Source organism: Colwellia sp. 20A7 (assembly GCF_009832865.1).
GTDB lineage: Bacteria > Pseudomonadota > Gammaproteobacteria > Enterobacterales > Alteromonadaceae > Colwellia.
This window is the reverse complement of the sequence record NZ_CP047130.1, coordinates 208,132-226,969: the sequence shown is the minus strand read 5'-3', so window position 1 is coordinate 226,969 and position 18,838 is coordinate 208,132. Positions and strand designations below refer to the sequence as shown.

Below are 18,838 nucleotides of genomic sequence, written 5' to 3'. Positions count from 1 at the left end.
GTTGTTTCCTGAGTTTGTATCAATTTATAACGATCTTGCCCTGCATTCAAACCTCTAAACTATACTCTCCTCTGATCTCACAACAACATTCCACCTTTACAGATGACGTTACCACGCTTAAAATTTAATAGCTAAATCATTAGCTTTTCTTAAACGGCTACTTGCCGAGGAATTTTATGCGTCTTTATCATTGGTTATTTTTACTCTTTGTTCTATGCGGTTGTGCCACTATCAGTTTTATTGAATACGACAACCTTTACGGTGCTGCCAGTGTAGAAAATCGTATACCAGCTCAGAAGGTATCGACTAAAGAAAGCATACATTTTAATCAAGTCATTAAACCTATTATCGAAAACCGATGTGTAGTTTGTCATGGTTGCTTTGATGCTCCATGTCAGCTAAAAATGGAAAATCTCGCGGGCCTAGAGCGCGGAGCAAACAAAGAACTGGTATACAACGGTGAGCGCTTACTTACAGTTAAAAAATCGCATAGCATAAGTACGTTAACCTCTCACGATACCGGGCAACTTAACTCTTTACGTCAAGAAGGCTTTTTTCCGGTATTAAATGAACGTGATCAAACACCTATAGCCAATGCCAACGCCGGTTTAATGTATCAAATGCTACAACTGAAACAGCAGCACCCATTACCAAATACAACATTATTAGATAATAGTTTTGATGTTTCGTTAAATAGAGAGCAACAATGCCCAACTATAGAAGAATTTGAACAATACAAAAATAACTATCCGTTAGCAGGTATGCCTTATGGACTACCAGCATTAAATACTACACAGCATCAGCAATTAACAACTTGGATAGCAAATGGCGCACAATTACCAAAAGCAAAGCAGGCAACCCCAAAAGAGCAAGACATAATCAATAAATGGGAAAGTTGGTTAAATCAAAATGATAATAAACAGCAGCTTGTTTCACGTTATTTGTTTGAACATTTATACCTTGCCAACCTATATTTTAAAGAAAATAGCCAAAGTTATTTTAAGCTCGTTCGTTCAAGTACACCTCCTGGGCAACCTACTAGCGTTATTAATACTCGTAGACCTTTTGATTCACCCTTTACTGACGATGAACATGTGACCAAGGACACCGATAATCAGATACCGAAACAAGTTTATTATCGATTACTTAAACAACACGATACTATTATTGCTAAACGTCATATGCCTTATCTTTTTGATTTAGATAAATTAAACTATCTAAATACACTGTTTATCTCACCACAATATCAAGTAGCAAAATTACCTGACTATCAGTTAAAGAATGCGTCAAACCCCTTTATTACTTTTCGAGATATACCAACAAAATCACGTTACACATTTTTATTAGAGCAGGCACAGTTCTCTATTATGAACTTTATTAAAGGTCCTGTTTGTCGTGGGCAAGTCGCCTTAAACGTAATAGACGATCATTTTTGGGTATTATTTGCTGATCCAGATTATATTAACGATTTTCATTCAGACAGCTTCCTTGATAACAAAAGTAATTTACTTCAATTACCCGCGGCTACTAGCGATAAAACTTTCTCATTATTATATTGGCGCTCGTATGCTAATCGTGAAAAAGCTTATGTAAAAAGTAAACTAGATTATATGAAATCAATTAATTTTAAAAAAAATGATGTCGATCTTAATTTGATTTGGTCTGGAGAAGGTAATCCAAACGCCACCTTAACTATCTTCAGACATTTTGATAGTGCATCAGTCTTAAAAGGTTTTATTGGTCAAACACCAAAAACGGCATGGTTTATTACCTACCCTATATTAGAGCGTATTCACTACTTATTGGTTGCTGGTTTTGATGTTTATGGCAACGTAAGTCATCAATTAAAAACACGTTTATATATGGATTTTTTACGTATGGAAGCCGAGAGTAATTTCATTGCTTTTTTACCTAAAAAAGATCGTAAAAAAGTACATCAACATTGGTATAGAAATACCTCAAAAGATATTCAAGATTATATATTTTCCGATAATTTTCACCAATTACCAGAAACTAATATTAGTTATACAACAAAAGATTCAAAAAAGGAGTTATTAGAAAAAGTAGCTAAACATACTAATAATAGTGATATTAATGCTTATAACTTAGCTAATACAGACAATAGTAATACCAATGAATATAAGCTAAAACGCCTTAATAGTATGACTGGTTCAGCAGTATCAATTTTACCACAAGTCAGTTACTTAATGGTTAATGGGGAACATGGTAGCAGTGTTTACACGTTAATCAATAATAGTGCACATAGCAATGTTGCCCACTTATTTTCCGAAGATGAACGACGCATCCCTGCAGAAGACAATTTAACAGTACTGGCAGGTATAGTAGGTACATACCCTAATGCATTTTTTAAAGTAAGTGATCAACAATTGGCTACATTTGTCAGCGCAGTGGAAAGTATAAAAACTGAGGAAGATTATAGCCAACTTAAAGATAAATTTGCTATACGACGTACTGATCCTAACTTTTGGCAATACGCTGATCAATTACACCTTTGGTATAAAAAGAATCAAGCTAATTCAGCTGGGTTATTAGACTTTAATCGCTTAGAAAACCGTTAGAGATAAATATAACGACTAATTAACAACTGACGTTAAGCAAGTGCCAGAATATGTTGCTCGGGTATAATCAGCATAACTAAGCTATTTTTTGTCATTACAGTATTTTATGAGTTTATGTGAATTTGGATGTGTTGATGATGAAGAGCACGAAGAAAAGAAATAACACGTGTAAAATTTTTAGACAATAACATTTTTAGACAATAACATTTTTAGACGATAACAATAGCAATGACGAAAATCACAACAGTTTAAAAAGAAATACCTAACCTTATTGCTAAGGTTAGGTATTTAAAATAGAACGTTACGATAACTCGCTAAAAAAACTTATAATGAAGCTTTTTTCTTACGGCTAGCAGCAAAGCCAACTAAACCTAATGCTAATATAGCTAATGTACCTGGTTCAGAAACAGATGTAGCAGGGCTATCTGAATACGTGTAATTAACTACCACTTTACCCCAAGATGCTGTTGCTACGTTATTTACGAAATCACCAGTACCTGATTCTAAAACGTTTGATAAGGCAGTGATAGGTAGACCCGAGAAGTTAAAATCTACTGCTAAACCAGTAGTGAAGGCAGCAAGATTAACGCCAGTTAATGCAGAGCTCAATTCACCTGAAGTTAATGAAAAGTTAAATGTATCACCCGAAGCCATATCAAAACCGCTTGCTGAGCTCTGATCTGTTAAATAATTAAAAGCTGACGCTTGGAATACATAACCATCGGCTGCTAAAGTCGTTACCTGCCATGGGTTTTGAATATGCATAGCAACGTCAGCACGACCATTAGCGGTAGCTGTGTTTGTAGAAGTACCTACGGTATCAATTTGACCAAATACTGTAATATCAACACCGGTAAGCGTACCTAATTGAGTATCAAAAGCATTAATAGAAATTGTTTCGCTTAAAGTACCTAAAGGTACATCTGTTGAACTACCTTGTGTTCCAAATGTACCTGTTTCAGTGATTAAGCCTGCAAATGCTGAAGAAGAAGCTAATAAGAATACTGCGCCGATAAATGTTTTTTTCATTTTTATTTCCTTGAGATATAAATTATTTATTTCATTACCGTTAATGATAATAGTAGTAAACTTTGTTTCGTCCATTGTATTAAACAAAGGGTAAACAATTGATATATTTATTGTTAATAATAAATCATCACCCACTAAAGCAAAAAACAAGCCAACATTGCAAGCCGTTGATTTACAATCACTTTATCTGCAGGTCAATATTAAGGTTAACGAAACACTGATAGTGTGTAAAAAAACTCGACGACTATTATTTAATCACATCGACAATATTTAATGGATGTAACGATGAAGGGAACGAATAAAGTCATAAACCAGCAAGAAAACAGTCAACTAGCAAAAAAATTAAACTGACTATCCTTCTATGAACCTATAAATGCCACTTAATTCTGTCGCATTTATAGGATGAAAAAAAAGTTACGACAATTTGTTATCGTCAGACATATTTTCCTCTTGTCTTAAATAACCTGCCGCTTCCTCATCTTGCTCAATGCGTTCTTGTGTTGGCATCGCACGTGTTTGTTGATTCAGTTGATGAATTTGTGAAGCATTTCCCAAATCTCGCTCACTGGTAATTGCAGCAATAGATTCTCTATCTTTTAAGAATGAAATAATATCATTTTTAATCGATGCTAATTCTTCGTCATTTTTATGCATTTCAAGAATAGTTCTTGGATGTTCTAAATTTTTCATCCCTGTATCAGCAAAAGTTGTCGATACTATTCTTGATGTAATAATCCACGGAGTAATACTACTTCTAACCAGCGTATTTTCAGAACGAGTACTGTCATGAATCCCTGTACCTGTCGCTATTTTAGATTCAGTAAAAGTACCTTCACACTTAAAGTAAACTAATAGCGATTCAAATTGAATTTCGGCAAAAAATAAATGCGCTACATTCGTCATTAATAAAGCAAACGATCGAATAAGGTATCCCACCAAAAACACCTGGAAAGCAGACATCAACAAATTAGAAAAATCCGTAAACAACGCATCACTCAATAAATCACTAGTAGAGTTTATCGCTGCAGCTTTAATAAATTGATAAACATCAACAATTGAATAAGCTAATGAAAAAGTGATAATCACTGACAATATAAATAAAAGATTGCCACTTATTAACGTGATTAAACGTGCTAGATCAAAACTAGCCCCTAAGTCCATCATTTTAACTTTAGGCTGAATTTCTTGAAGCAACTCTCCTTTAAAGCCACCTTTACCATCGACTTGCTCTTCAAGCTGTGGATCAAGCTCTTTATAAACACGGTTCGGCACTTCTTTATAACGACGGTTGGCCATCACTAAATTGTCTAAATTAATAAATATTTCATTAGGGTGAACTGATTCTTGCCAATTCTCTCTTAACTCAGAAACTTCAGCTTTAGGGTTAGCATGCTCTAATCGTTTGCGTACCATAAATAAAATGATAGCCGTACAAGCAATTGCTAAAGTAAATAAAGCTATGAAATATAAAGCAGTATTTAAACTAGGTAAATTAACCAACCAGTCATTGATTTCCTTAGGAGTAATATCTGTTGATGCCAGAATCCATGACAATATGGCACCAATCACAACAGGTAACAATAACGACAAAGCAATGACTTTAACTAAATTACCCGTCCCTAAAGAATTGATATTTTTTTCAGCATCTCGAGCAATGGGTTGGCCTGCACTTCTCCATACTAAGAGTAAATATAGCATTAAGAAGGTTGAATATATTGGAAAAGTTAATTCACCAATTTCGCCCGCAAAACCAGCCAGAGAGACGAAAGCAACAAAGCTATAGGCAATTAATGCGGTAATAGTTTGAACCCAAGCAGCAAACAATTTTTGTGACATGTTGCGAATTGGGTAAGGCATAAATAATAACTTGGGTATTAAGGTATGTAATAACCTAGCTAAAAACCCTTGTGGCTCAACAAAAGTACTATTTTTACGTCCAACAAGCATTTCCTCCAACACTTTAGCATTGTACGCGACATATTTTGCTTCTTCTTCGGCAGTACTTAATTCTGACTTACTAAAATTTCGCGCTAGTGAAGTAGGATGATTACGACCAACAAAATATCGCATAGTGGCATAAATTCCACCACCTGTAGCACGAAGACCGCCAAGTAATAAAAATAAACCAAAGATCACCAATATCCAACCAGTGCCGGCATCTTCCTTTACTAAACTAGCGGCTGTAATTAATAAATATACCCCTAATAATGTTTGAATGATCCCCCGAATAGCAGTGGCGACGCCCTCTTTCTTAAATGGATTTTTTAATCCTAAATCTATGGAACCATAATCAAACGCCATGCAGTACTCCTGTATAATACTTACTATGTTAATTTTTTAACGTGTAGAGTTTACTTAACTTTTACTTTGAAAAACAGCGATTAAAGTTAACCGATATAAAGGTAATCTTTATTTTTTCATTCGTTTCTTTAGCATTAACCACTTAAAATAGCGTTTCAACTTTTACTTGCTTACTACATTCGCATCGCGTTAGAATCTTTCCGCGTTACTAGCATAGCTAATAACGCAAACTTGTCGGAGTGCCAAAGGCTGAGATCGCGTAAGCGGGATCCGTAATACCTGAACAGATTAGTATCTGCGTAGGGAACAAGAGAAAGTTGCGGCTATTTGACGTAACTTTCTTCATTACACACCTTTATTGTTGTCATTCCGCTTCTTTTTTAATGTATTAAAATAGGTAGCGACCATGAACGATCAATCAGAAAACATACTCACAAAAAACACCTCCTCAAAAAACAAACCAAGCAGACGTGAAAAACGTGAATCGGCAGCAGCATTTTTAAAGAATGTTTCAGACCAATCTTTTCCAAATTCTAAGAAAGTTTATGTGCAGGGTGAAATACACGATATCAAAGTAGCGATGCGTGAAATCACCCTAACCGACACTTTAGTTAACGGTAGTAAAGACAGCCCTGTTTACGAAAAAAATGAACCGCTTTGTGTTTACGATACATCAGGATTTTATACCGATGAAAATGTCGATATTGATGTACACAAAGGCATTCCTCGTTTACGTGAATCATGGATTGATGCCCGTGGTGATGTAGAGCCATTTACTGAAACTCACTCAAAATTTGCACAAGCACGACTTGATGACGAAAATGTTGACGATATACGCTTCAAGCATTTACCAACAAAACGTATCGCCAAGCAAGGCAAAAATGTAACGCAAATGCATTACGCCCGCCAAGGTATTATCACGCCAGAGATGGAATATATCGCCATTCGTGAAAACTTAAAACGTGAAGACGTAAAAGACAATATTTTATTGCAACAGCACAAAGGTCAGTCTTTTGGTGCCAGCATTCCGGAAAAAATCACCCCTGAATTTGTTCGTGACGAAGTTGCTCGCGGTCGCGCTATTATTCCAGTCAATATCAATCATCCTGAATGTGAACCTATGATTATTGGTCGTAACTTTTTAATCAAGGTTAATGCCAATATTGGTAATTCAGCAGTCACCTCTTCTATTGAAGAAGAAGTTGAAAAACTGGTTTGGTCTACTAAGTGGGGTGCAGATACAGTAATGGATTTATCAACAGGTCGTAACATTCATGAAACCCGTGAATGGATTTTACGTAATTCACCTGTGCCAATTGGCACTGTACCTATTTATCAAGCGCTTGAAAAAGTAAATGGTGTAGCTGAAGATTTAACCTGGGAAATATTCCGCGATACCTTAATTGAACAAGCGGAACAGGGTGTCGATTATTTTACGATTCATGCTGGCGTTTTATTGCGTTATGTACCTATGACAGCGAAGCGAGTAACAGGCATTGTTTCGCGCGGTGGTTCAATCATGGCGAAATGGTGTTTAGCGCATCACAAAGAAAACTTTTTATACACGCACTTTGAAGACATTTGTGAAATTTTAAAACAGTATGATGTTTCATTTTCATTAGGTGATGGTTTACGCCCTGGTTCAGTTGCAGACGCTAACGATGAAGCACAATTTGCTGAATTACATACATTAGGCGAGTTAACAAAAATTGCATGGCAACATGATGTACAAACTATTATTGAAGGCCCGGGTCATGTGCCACTGCATATGATTAAAGCCAACATGGATGAGCAACTTAAGCACTGTGGTGAAGCCCCTTTCTATACGTTAGGGCCATTAACGACAGATATTGCACCAGGTTATGACCACATTACGTCAGGTATTGGTGCTGCCAATATTGGTTGGTACGGTTGCGCAATGCTTTGTTATGTAACGCCAAAAGAACATTTGGGTTTACCCAATAAAGAAGATGTAAAAGAAGGTTTAATCACCTATAAAATTGCTGCTCACGCAGGGGATTTAGCCAAAGGTCACCCAGGTGCTCAAATTCGCGATAATGCGATGAGCAAGGCCCGCTTTGAGTTTCGTTGGTACGATCAATTTAATATAGGGTTAGATCCTGAAAAAGCCAAAGCTTACCACGATGAAACATTGCCGCAAGAATCGGGGAAAGTTGCTCACTTTTGTTCGATGTGTGGTCCCAAGTTTTGTTCAATGAAAATTTCTCAAGAAGTTCGTGACTATGCTGCCGATCTTGAATCAGGTCGTAAAATTGAAATTCAATTACTAGATGAAACTATCGTATTAGATTCATCCCAAACGAATAACGAAAAAATCAGCCTTGAGCATACTGATGTAGAAAAAGGGATGGCGGAAAAATCCGCTGAATTTAAAGCAACGGGTAGTAAAATCTACCATAGTGCTAAATAACCTCAGCTCGGCTTAACAAATTCTTCTCTAGCAGCTATTTTTCCTGACTTCATCGTTAAATTTACTTGCAATAGACTAGCTATTGACGCGAAATTTGCCTTGAATTAAGAAAAACTATCAAGCTAGAGTATAAGTTTAAATATAATTACATTGTAATTCAGATAGTTAAAAACATCTTAAACCGAGTTGAGGTTAAATAATGAAAGTTGCCATTGTAGGTGCGGGGTTAATAGGGCGGTTACTCGCCTTATCTTTACATCGCCAAGCTGAATTTAAGGTGTCTTTATTTGATAAAGACACTAAGCTCGCACATAACAGCGCCGCTTATGCGGCAGCAGGTTTATTAACGCCTTTAGGTGAATCACTCCATTGTGAAGAGAATATTGTCGCCATGGGGTTTGAATCATTATCTTTGTGGCCAAGCTTACTTGCAAGCTTAGATGAGCATACCTTCTTTCAGCAAACTGGCACCATTATGGTGAGTCACGAACAAGATAAAGGAGATTACCTACGTTTTACTCGCCATTTACAGCATCATTATCCAGATCAAAAGCAACATCCATTAAATCGTGCCCAACTAACTGAGTTAGAGCCAGAGCTTGGCCGTAGCTTTAACCAAGGCTTGTATCTACCCCAGGAAGGGCAAATTGGTAATCGTCGATTACTCGTTGCTTTACGTAAGCAACTTGAGAAAGAAGGTATCGATTGGCTCAGTGAAACATTAGTGACCGAAATAAAAACGGCTGCCCACGAAAGCTCTATTTCTTATACAACCAAAGGTGCTAAACAACAAAGCCAAACCTTTGATTTAGTTCTTGATTGCCGAGGGACTGGCGCTAGTATTAAAAGCGCTAATAATCATTGTGCTCCCTTAACTGATTTACGCTCTGTGCGTGGTGAGCTATTTCAGTTATTCGCACCCGATGTCCATTTATCACGTCCTATTCGATTAATGCATCCACGATATCAACTTTATATTGCGCCCAAAGAAAAAGGTTTTTATGTCGTTGGTGCCACTGAAATTGAAAGTGATGATAGCGGAAATATGACCGTACGCTCAGCAATGGAATTATTAAGCGCAGCTTATAGTGTTCACCCGGGGTTTGCTGAAGCTAACATTCGTCAACATATTAGCCAATCTCGCCCTGCTTTTAGCGATAACCAGCCTCAAATTATTGTACAAGGCACGTTAATACAAATAAATGGGTTGTTCCGCCACGGCTTTTTAATTTCGCCTGTAGTTTTGCAACAAGTACTCGCGGTAGTAAACAACAAAGTGTCGGGTAAAGTACAAACGTTACCTTATGAGCATTTATTAGCGGTACAAACACTTACGCAGCAAAATACGCTACAACCGTACAACACATAAAAGGCAATATCATGAATATACATATTAATGGCCAATCATATTCACTTAATCACGAATCAAAAATAACAATCAATGCTGCATTAGCCTTATATTTTATAGAGCCACAACAAAGTACCTTTGCCGTAGCTGTTAATGGTGACTTTGTTAGTCGAGAAGACTATGAGAATACTCATGTTATTAATGGGGATAGTATCGATGTACTTTTACCCATTCAAGGAGGTTAATAGCTATGTCATTAACACTTTACGGCCAAAAGCTCGATAGTCGATTATTAATTGGTAGTGCGCTCTACCCTTCCCCTGAAATTATGAAACAAGCCATTATTGCCAGTGGTTCACAAGTTATTACCTTGTCATTGAAGAGACAAAATCCAGCAGAACAATCAGGGCAAAAAATATGGCAATATTTACAGTCTATAGTAAAACAAGTTGATGGTTACTTATTACCAAACACTGCTGGCTGTAGAACAGCTAAAGAAGCAGTTACCCTCGCTAAAATGAGTAAAGAAATTTTTCAAACGGACTGGATAAAACTCGAAGTCATCGGTGATGACTACAATTTACAGCCTGATCCTATTGAGTTACTCAGCGCCGCTGAACAGCTTATCAATGACGGTTTTAAAGTGCTACCCTACTGTACCGATGACTTAGTTTTATGTCAGCGCTTGTATGACTTAGGCTGCCAAGTGATTATGCCTTGGGCTTCACCTATTGGTACGGGAAAAGGCTTAATGAACCCCTATAATTTAGAAACTATTCGCCTACGCTTACCTCAAGCAACGCTCATTTTAGATGCCGGTATAGGTAAGCCCTCGGACGCTTGCTTAGCTATGGAAATGGGCTATGACGGCGTATTATTAAATAGTGCAATTGCTTTAGCTGATAACCCTATTCTTATGGCAAAAGCATTTAGCCAAGCTTTACAAGCTGGCGAACAAGGTTACATTGCCGGAATAATGGAACAACGACAGACCGCTCATCCATCAACCCCTACTTTAGATACGCCATTTTGGCATCAACAATGATAAATAATAGTCAGAAAAAACCAATAATATGGAGTATTTCAGGCAGTGATTGCTCTGGTGGTGCCGGTATTGCTGCCGATATAAAAACGGGTCATAGCTTGGGTGTTGAAGTGTGTACATTAATTACCGCCAATACGGTACAAAATTCAAATCAGCTAATCTCGGTTAACCCTGTTGCTGTCGATATTTTACAACAACAAGTAACGACACTGATTGAGGACAAGCCGCCGGCAGTAATAAAAATTGGTTTACTAGCCGATAATATACAGGCTTTATGGTTAGCTTCGACACTACAACAACTAAAAACAAAGCTTCCCCAATTAATTACTGTTTATGATCCCGTAGGACAAGCCAGTGTTGGTGGTAATTTCAGTCAATTATCAGTGCTTGACCTAGCTCCATTATTACAACAAATTGATGTACTTACCCCTAATATAAATGAAGCGCATTTTTTTGTAAGTTCAATGATAGAAAAAGAAACTAACTCACTTAATATAGCTCAACCTAACAGAATTAAGCCTAATATAAGTCAGCTTAGCGTCAAGCAACTTGCGAAAAAAATTCATCAAGAATTTGCTATCAAAAGCATCATCATTAAAGGTGGTCACAGTAAAAATAATCACCACTGCATTGATTACTGTTACCACCAACTTAATCAAATAAAGCAGGATAACCAAGATAAATGCTTTCAACCAATCGAATATCAACTCAGCTCACCTCGACTTAACACTCATTATAGTCATGGCGGTGGTTGTAGTTTCGCAAGCGCCTTAGCATCGTGTTTAGCAAAAGGATATTTAGTGCGAGACGCTTTTACCTTAGCTAAAGCATTTATCAACCAAGGGCTAGCGGCAACACAAAACATTAGCGTTGAGCAACAGCATCAATATTATGGCGCTTTTGAACAACTCGCTTGGCCAGCAATATTACCATCAGAGGTGGAGTCACAGGTTTGTTTAAATGAATTATTTCCAACGGTAGTAGATACACTCAATCAACAACATCAAAACTTACCTGCATTTGCATCGCTAAATTTACAAGGTGAGAAGCTCGGGTTATACCCAGTAGTAGACTCAATAGCGTGGTTAAAACGTTTATTACCTTTAGGGTTGAACATAATTCAACTAAGAGTGAAGAATCTAGATGAAACCGAGCTTGAACAAATTCTTATTGAAGCGATTAATGTAGCCAAAAAATATAAAACTCGACTATTTATTAATGATTATTGGGAACTGGCTATAAAATATAATGCTTATGGCGTTCATATTGGGCAAGAGGATTTAAATAAAGCCGATTTAGAAAAAATTCAACAGGCAGGGCTTAAGCTTGGTATCAGCACACATGGCTGTTATGAGTTTTTACTCGCACAACAGTTACAGCCTTCGTATTTAGCTATTGGCGCAATTTTTCCAACAAAAACTAAAGATATGACAGGACAAATTCAAGGGATAGATAACTTACGCCAGTTATTAGCATTAAGATCTAAAACACCACCTATTCCCGTCGTGGCCATAGGCGGTATTAATTTAGCACGAGCACCTCAAGTACTAGCAACGACTGTTGATAGTATCGCTGTAGTTACTGCAATCACTGAAGCAAGCAATCCAGAACAGGCAGTTACTGAATTTGTTGCTTTAACTAAACATACTAAACTGAATTCAGATTCCCTGTAAAGAACGGTTTCAATAATGTTATTGGTCTATTGCTATTTTAGGCTGCCACTCTAACCAATCTTTATCAAGGGTTTGATGTAACAAAAAGCTATTTACTAACGGAGCACTTTCTGGCTCATCTGCTGATAATGCTGGACTAGCAAAGGCAATACCACCAGAAATTAAGGTTTCAATAGACTCTGAATCAATATTAATGCCTGAAAAAAGACCAGCATCAATATTAATACCACTTGTATTCCAGAACTTGCTACCACTATTAACTAAAGGCGCATAACGCTTGGCAATATTAATATAAACATCAACGGTATCTGCCGTTGGTGATAAATCAATACCAATCACTACACCAACTTTTACTTGACGGTATAGCACAGGATTACCAATACGTACTGACCCTAAGCGTTCAGTCACTAGCTTAATATTCAAGCCATAAGGTAATTGTTTAACAGTAGGAGGTAATTCAAGCGCTTCAAATACTGTTTGTTGTGCACTTAATTGATTACTTGGCTGATTACTTGGTAACAATGAAATAAACGCACCATCGAGTAAAGATGAAACATTTTTCGAACCTACCAAGCCAATCTCTGGCTCAACTACCCAAAAATTAGTACCTTTTTGAGCAAATTTGGCCCCAATATCATTTAACAATACTAAAGCAGTCACTCCAACTTCATCAGGGTTAAATATTAAACGTGTTATCGAACCCATTTTTTGACCTTGATAAACAACATGAGTATTAACTTTTAGACCAGTGTAGTCATTGAAATAAACACTGATAGCTAAACCTGCATTTTCAGCTTGTTCAACATTATCAAATAACTCAAAGCTATCGAGTTCTTTCACTTGAGCTTGCTTTTTTTCAGTAGCTTCTGGATTATAAAAGCTAATTCCACCGCGTAGCATGGCATCTATCGATTCTGTTTTCACAACAAAACCTCCTAATCCACCGCTAAGTGTTATGCCACTGGCATTATAGAACCGAGTATAGGCTTGTATTAACGTTTTATGTTCATCATCAATAGTCACATTCACATGCACTTTATCAGTTTTTTTGTCTAAGACCACGTTATCTACTTGCCCAACAACAATACCACGATAACTAATACGACTTCCCGCTGTTGCTACTGTTGCACTATTGGCGAGCAAACTTAATTGCAACCCTGGAGCGCTAGCTGATTTAGCTGGCGGTGACGTTAATAAAGAAAAGTTAGTTTTGGCTACTTGGCTTTCACTGTTAAAATCAAACGTTATATAAGCGCCACCAAATAATGCATCAGTATCGGCTGCACCAGACAAAGTAATACTTGGTTTAGCCAACCAAAATTGGGTGCCTTCTCGTAAAATATGTTCGTATTCAGGTAATAAGCCAAGCGATAATTTACTGTTATCGCCATCAGCCTCAATACTGTGAATAGCGCCTATTTCTACGCCACGATATAAAACACGTGTGCTAGCGTTAATTTTTTCATTAGCAGACGCAACTAAAGTAAAACTGACCCGTTGTTCTGCTATTTTTTGGTTAGCAAATAACGTAAATTTTTCGCCATTAATGACTGCGTTTTCTGCTAAAGCATTATCAGAACTGTCAACATTCATCATTGAAATACCACCCGTAATAATACTTTGCAGTGATTGCGCTTCAACATCTATCCCCAAAAGGCTCGCTTTAACTTTAAGCCCTGAATTATTATAAAAACGGCTAGTTAACTTAATATAGTGTTGATATTTATCTTGGATATGAATGTGTATTAAATGTTGCTCAGCCCCTACGGTATCAATTGCTTGAATACTACCAATGACTTGTTGTTTAAAATAAATGTTATTCCCTACTTGCAATGAATCTCTATTATTAGACTCTATAATTAAATGTAAGCCTGGCTCAGCATATAAATAAGGTGGTTTAACATTGAAAACATGAAACTTGTTTATTGGTTTACCCTGTAAAGAGGGTCGTATGTTGATATAGGTCCCCGTTATTAAAGCTTTTGCATTTGAGACGCCCGAAAGGTCAATTTTAGGTGATACCAGATAGAATTGAGATTGCTCTGTTAAGTAAGGAGCAATACGGGGATTCACTTTAGCTTGAGCGGTAATTTTTCTAGTTTTAGGATCTATTCTACTAAAAGATTCAATAGTACCTATAGTTACACCTTGATATAAAATCGCTGCATTATGGTTAATGTCTGAATTCCAATCTAATGTAAGTTCAATGCTATACCCCATCTCTGCTGATTGAAAGTCAGCATGTAATGGAAACATATGGCCGTTTTTAGCTGGAGGTAACTTTTCGTGATAACTCATCGTATCAACGGCAATACCACCACCAAGAATAGAGCCTAATGACCCAGTATTTATTTTTACACCTGCAGCGATAGATGCGTTGATCTGTACACCACTCATATTCCAAAAAAGTGAATTTTCTTTAATTAAATGCGCATACTCTTGTTCAATAAAGATATTAATATTAATATCTTGGCTATCTTCAACGTAGTGATAACCCGTAACATAGCCAATAGGTATTTGTTTAAACGTAATAGGCGAATCTTCACTAATTGAACCTAGCACACTGGCTTTTAAAGTTAGGTGTAATCCTGGCGTGGTCATATCTAGTTCTGGCGCTTCATTTAATGCAATAAAGTGATCTTGGCTTCGCGACTTTTTATCAGTATCAGGAATAATATTAATATAACTACCCGATACTAACGTCTCTAGACCAGAAACCCCTTGCAATGAAATGTCAGCACTTACCAACCAAAATTTTGTTTTGTTAGTAAGATAATCTGTAAAAGATTGCGTCATTTCAACTTCAGCAATAACAGACTTGAGATCGTCTGAAGGCTCAACTTTACTCACTAAACCAGTGACAAGACCTTTATAACGTACTTCTGTTTTTTTCGGAACAATACCTGAGCCGTTTTCAAATTCAATCGTAATGAAAACACCTTGTTCAGATATCGCCTTAATGGCTAACCAACCGCCAAAAATCAGCGCAATAAAAGGGATAAACCAAATAACTGAAATGCCTTGCCTAGGCACAACATCAGCAGTAGCTACATTAGTTTTCAAATCATTATTGTCCGACGATTTATTAATAGTCATGTTTTTCCTTTACCTAACAAGTTTCTTCACTATTTTGTTGTTTATCCCACAACAGTCTAGAGTCAAAGCTATTGGCTGCTATCATGGTAAAAATTACCGTTAAGGTAAAGTAATTAATTGCTGGCCCGGCCGCTATTGTCGTTATAAAGCCTAGCTCAACAACAGCTACTAACAAGGCGACTACAAAAACATCCAGCATTGACCAGGGGCCTAAAAATTCTAGCATATGATAAAATTTACTGTGTTTATCTGGTCGTAATCTTATTCCAGTATGTGCACGGTACACCAGTACAAACAAGCCCGCTATTTTAAGTAATGGCACAATAATGCTTGCCGTAAAAATAATGATCGCGATAGGGTACAAGCCATAGTCAATAAATTGTCCAATGCCTGAAAGTATTGTTGATGGTTCACCAATACCTAAAGAGTAGATAATCATAATAGGGTAAAGGTTTGCCGGAATAAAAGCTATTAATGCGGCAATATTCCACGCTAAAGTATATTGTAAACTACGTGAGTTCCGTTGATAAAACATCCCCTTACAACGTACACATTGTATTTTTTCTTCACTACTTGCATCACCAAGTAAATTAACTTTATGACATTGGGGACAAAGAGCAAGATTGTTGTTTTTTGCAGTATTAATCAACAAATTCATCCTCTAATTTTTGCCAAATATAATCTTGATCTAGCGTTGACGCAGCCATTGTTGAGCTAATCAGCCATAAAATAAAAGCAAGCAGTCCCATGTTAATAGATAGCTCGGTATCATCGAGTAATTTATACATGGATACAACAATGCCCAGCATAAATACATTTAGCATTGCCCAGTTATCTAAGTGATGAAACGCCCGAAAAAAGTATAACAAGGAAGGCTTTAATTTATTAAATTTAAAGCTGTAGGTAACATAGAATGATCCAAATAAACGGATGGCAGGCACAGCAATCGCAAACAAAAATACTAGCGTTGCAATCATAAAAAAACCTCGGTCGATCAAGGCAAGAATACAATCTAGTAGTGAAGCATGATGATACTGCCCCGCTAACGTCACCCCCATTATAGGAAGTAGTACGGCGGGTATTAAGAAAAATAACCCCGCCATTGACCAATAAAAACTACGTTCAATCGAATTAACTTTGCGTTCAGCCATTGTGCTACCACAGCGAGTGCACTTAACTATTTGACCTTGTTTTAATTTAGGCTTTTCATATAGTGCATCACAGAGTTGGCAAGCTATTAATTGATTAGTATTGATATTATCGCTCAAGTATCCCACTTATTTATACCACCAATCATAGCAATTATTTTATGTGATAAAACAAAAAAGCAGCAATAAATGCTGCTTTTTTTTAGAATATTAGTAATGTACTAATAAAATATTTTCTACTATTTAAGAGAAGCCATGTACTTCACAAGCTCTTCAATATCGCTTTCTGATAATTTTATCGCGATATTACCCATCATATTATTTCTATCGTTACTACGACTACCTTCTCTAAAGGTTAACAATTGTTTTTTCAAGTAATCAGCATTTTGACCCGCAATAGCAGGAAAACCAGCTTGAGCCATACCTTTACCTTCAATACCATGACAAGCGATACAGGCTGTAATACCCTTTTCAGCGTCACCACCAAAATATAATTCTTTACCTTTAGCACTAGTTTCACCAGAACCATCGCTCATTGTTTGAACTGCAAAATATGCGGCTAAATCGTCCATATCTGTTGTACTTAAACCAGCAACCATACCCGCCATTATAGGATCAACACGTGCACCTGATTTAAAATCAGCTAACTGTTTAGCTAAATAATTAGCACTTTGGCCAGCTAATTTAGGATATATTGCTATCGCACTATTACCATCTGTACCATGACAAGCAACACACATAGCTGATTTTTCTTGCCCTGCTTTCACATCACCAGCATAAATGGCTTTAGCAGATGTTGATGTAACAATTTCTACATTACCAGCAGCACCTGGCGCTACAGCCGATGCGCCTGCTGTATCTTCTGCTGCAGCTTTTTCACCACTACGTGGTTGGCTTGAAAAATATGCTGCTAAATCAGCCATATCTTGCTCAGATAGGTTCATAGCCATTGGTGCCATCATCATATCTGTTCGAGTGCCAGCCTTAAAGTCAGTTAATTGTTTAACTATATAAGGAGCTTTTTGCCCCGCAAGGTTTGGATAAATAGGCGCTATACTGATACCCGTAGCACCATGACATGTGGCACAGATAGCTGATTTACCTTTACCTGCTTCAGCGTCGCCTTCTACAGCCATTGCTGTATTGAGCATGCTCGCTCCTAACAAAAGTGAAAATAATATTTTTTTCATTGAATTGCTCTCTGCTTGTCGTTAACTAAACTTGTAATGTTAAATTATGATTGAGTTTATTTTTACAATAAATCTTAAAAAGTGACGGCATTTTACACTAATCTATCCTGTGTGTAACACCATCTGATAAAAATTCCTTGAAAAAACGCACTATTTAGCATATTTGTTCATCATTTTTATAATAATAACGTTATAATAGTGTCAGATTTTTTATTAAGAGTTAAGCCCTTGTCTTCTACCACTATACATTTAAGCAAAGCCACCTTCACCATCAGTGCGCCAGATATTCGAAGATTACCTGAAGATAGTGGTATTGAAGTTGCTTTTGCCGGCCGTTCTAATGCAGGCAAATCAAGCGCATTAAATACGCTAACTAACCAAAGAGGTTTAGCGCGTATCAGTAAAACCCCTGGTCGTACTCAACTGATTAACGTCTTTGAAATTGGCGAAAATAAACGTTTAATTGATTTACCTGGTTACGGTTTTGCTAAAGTTCCTTTAGAAATGAAGAAGAAATGGCAGAAAGCGCTAGGTGAATATCTAGAAAAACGTGAAAGCCTTAAAGGCCTAGTTGTATTAATGGATATCCGCCATCCATTAAAAGACTTAGATATGGACTTAATTCAATGGGCTGCTGATAGCGATTTACCTGTTTTAGCTCTATTAACTAAAAGTGATAAATTATCGCAAGGTAAACGTAGTGCTGAAGTGCTAAAAGTAAAAAAAGCCTTAGCACCGTTAAATGCGGATATTAGAGTTCAAGCATTTTCATCGTTAAAACGTACCGGTGAAGAGCAAGCAAATAGCATTATTTGCGATTGGTTTCTTGAAGAACCAGAAGAGTAATACCAGTTTCATTAATTAAGTGAACAATTTTATACGTAGAAAAATTGCCAAATACAAGGCATTTATTTCAATAACTAGTTGTTCTAATTATTAAATAAATAACGATGTAATTGGTGATTTTAACAAGTAGAAATGATCACATAGTTAGTGAT

Annotated in this window: 13 protein-coding genes, 1 pseudogene and 1 riboswitch; of the genes and pseudogenes, 7 read left to right on the top strand and 7 right to left on the bottom strand. The window is 36.8% G+C overall.

Going from position 1 to position 18,838, the window contains the following annotated elements:
• Positions 1 to 176 precede the first annotated feature (176 nt).
• A complete protein-coding gene (locus GQS55_RS00920) occupies positions 177 to 2,579 on the top strand; it encodes a fatty acid cis/trans isomerase (RefSeq protein WP_159817081.1) in 2,403 nt (800 codons plus the stop codon).
• A gap of 324 nt (positions 2,580 to 2,903) precedes the next feature.
• On the opposite strand, the gene GQS55_RS00915 is transcribed toward GQS55_RS00920, so the two are convergent.
• The gene (locus GQS55_RS00915; protein WP_159817079.1) at positions 2,904 to 3,608 is read right to left on the bottom strand and encodes a PEP-CTERM sorting domain-containing protein; all 705 of its coding nucleotides are present in this window, start codon (positions 3,606 to 3,608) and stop codon (positions 2,904 to 2,906) included.
• Positions 3,609 to 4,022: 414 nt separating this feature from the next.
• Complete coding sequence (locus GQS55_RS00910) at positions 4,023 to 5,909, bottom strand: hypothetical protein (protein WP_159817077.1); 1,887 nt, start codon at positions 5,907 to 5,909, stop codon at positions 4,023 to 4,025.
• A 225-nt stretch (positions 5,910 to 6,134) separates the two neighbouring features.
• A riboswitch (TPP riboswitch) is annotated at positions 6,135 to 6,232 on the top strand.
• An 83-nt stretch (positions 6,233 to 6,315) separates the two neighbouring features.
• Between GQS55_RS00910 and thiC the strand changes: the two genes are divergently transcribed.
• From thiC to thiE, 5 genes are all read left to right on the top strand, one after another.
• Positions 6,316 to 8,340, top strand: a complete 2,025-nt coding sequence (gene thiC / locus GQS55_RS00905; RefSeq protein WP_159817075.1) for a phosphomethylpyrimidine synthase ThiC — start codon at positions 6,316 to 6,318, stop codon at positions 8,338 to 8,340.
• Between the two features lie 199 nt (positions 8,341 to 8,539).
• Positions 8,540 to 9,709 (top strand): glycine oxidase ThiO, encoded by a 1,170-nt coding sequence (thiO, locus tag GQS55_RS00900; RefSeq protein ID WP_159817073.1) that lies wholly within the window; start codon positions 8,540 to 8,542, stop codon positions 9,707 to 9,709.
• Between the two features lie 11 nt (positions 9,710 to 9,720).
• The gene (gene thiS, locus GQS55_RS00895) at positions 9,721 to 9,933 is read left to right on the top strand and encodes a sulfur carrier protein ThiS (protein WP_159817071.1); all 213 of its coding nucleotides are present in this window, start codon (positions 9,721 to 9,723) and stop codon (positions 9,931 to 9,933) included.
• A gap of 5 nt (positions 9,934 to 9,938) precedes the next feature.
• Positions 9,939 to 10,733, top strand: a complete 795-nt coding sequence (locus GQS55_RS00890; protein ID WP_159817069.1) for a thiazole synthase — start codon at positions 9,939 to 9,941, stop codon at positions 10,731 to 10,733.
• Positions 10,730 to 12,406: a thiamine phosphate synthase gene (thiE, locus tag GQS55_RS00885; protein WP_159817067.1), complete on the top strand. Its 1,677-nt coding sequence runs from the start codon at positions 10,730 to 10,732 to the stop codon at positions 12,404 to 12,406. The genes GQS55_RS00890 and thiE overlap by 4 nt, the downstream gene beginning before the upstream one ends.
• A gap of 18 nt (positions 12,407 to 12,424) precedes the next feature.
• Here thiE and GQS55_RS00880 read toward each other — a convergent pair whose 3' ends face one another.
• The 5 genes and pseudogenes from GQS55_RS00880 to GQS55_RS20235 all read right to left on the bottom strand — a co-directional run.
• The gene (locus GQS55_RS00880; protein WP_159817065.1) at positions 12,425 to 15,502 is read right to left on the bottom strand and encodes a PqiB family protein; all 3,078 of its coding nucleotides are present in this window, start codon (positions 15,500 to 15,502) and stop codon (positions 12,425 to 12,427) included.
• Positions 15,503 to 15,515: 13 nt separating this feature from the next.
• Positions 15,516 to 16,151, bottom strand: a complete 636-nt coding sequence (locus GQS55_RS00875; protein WP_159817063.1) for a paraquat-inducible protein A — start codon at positions 16,149 to 16,151, stop codon at positions 15,516 to 15,518.
• Positions 16,144 to 16,770 carry a paraquat-inducible protein A gene (locus GQS55_RS00870; RefSeq protein ID WP_159817061.1) on the bottom strand — a complete coding sequence of 209 codons (627 nt, stop codon included), beginning with the start codon at positions 16,768 to 16,770 and terminating at the stop codon, positions 16,144 to 16,146. The genes GQS55_RS00875 and GQS55_RS00870 overlap by 8 nt, the downstream gene beginning before the upstream one ends.
• Before the next feature lie 119 nt (positions 16,771 to 16,889).
• Positions 16,890 to 17,459 (bottom strand): c-type cytochrome, encoded by a 570-nt coding sequence (locus tag GQS55_RS20240; RefSeq protein WP_236559822.1) that lies wholly within the window; start codon positions 17,457 to 17,459, stop codon positions 16,890 to 16,892.
• Between the two features lie 96 nt (positions 17,460 to 17,555).
• Positions 17,556 to 17,786, bottom strand: a pseudogene (locus GQS55_RS20235) (c-type cytochrome); the annotation flags it as partial.
• A gap of 282 nt (positions 17,787 to 18,068) precedes the next feature.
• On the opposite strand from GQS55_RS20235, the gene yihA reads away from it, so the two are divergent.
• Positions 18,069 to 18,686 (top strand): ribosome biogenesis GTP-binding protein YihA/YsxC, encoded by a 618-nt coding sequence (yihA, locus tag GQS55_RS00860; RefSeq protein WP_159817057.1) that lies wholly within the window; start codon positions 18,069 to 18,071, stop codon positions 18,684 to 18,686.
• Positions 18,687 to 18,838 lie beyond the last annotated feature (152 nt).

Excerpts from the sequence above, each read along its gene's own strand:
- thiC (WP_159817075.1), top strand. The coding sequence starts at position 6,316 with ATGAACGATCAATCAGAAAACATACTCACAAAAAACACCTCCTCAAAA.
- GQS55_RS00920 (WP_159817081.1), top strand. The coding sequence starts at position 177 with ATGCGTCTTTATCATTGGTTATTTTTACTCTTTGTTCTATGCGGTTGT.
- thiO (WP_159817073.1), top strand. The coding sequence starts at position 8,540 with ATGAAAGTTGCCATTGTAGGTGCGGGGTTAATAGGGCGGTTACTCGCC.
- GQS55_RS00880 (WP_159817065.1), bottom strand. The coding sequence starts at position 15,502 with ATGACTATTAATAAATCGTCGGACAATAATGATTTGAAAACTAATGTA.
- GQS55_RS00890 (WP_159817069.1), top strand. The coding sequence starts at position 9,939 with ATGTCATTAACACTTTACGGCCAAAAGCTCGATAGTCGATTATTAATT.
- GQS55_RS00915 (WP_159817079.1), bottom strand. The coding sequence starts at position 3,608 with ATGAAAAAAACATTTATCGGCGCAGTATTCTTATTAGCTTCTTCTTCA.
- thiS (WP_159817071.1), top strand. The coding sequence starts at position 9,721 with ATGAATATACATATTAATGGCCAATCATATTCACTTAATCACGAATCA.
- thiE (WP_159817067.1), top strand. The coding sequence starts at position 10,730 with ATGATAAATAATAGTCAGAAAAAACCAATAATATGGAGTATTTCAGGC.
- GQS55_RS00910 (WP_159817077.1), bottom strand. The coding sequence starts at position 5,909 with ATGGCGTTTGATTATGGTTCCATAGATTTAGGATTAAAAAATCCATTT.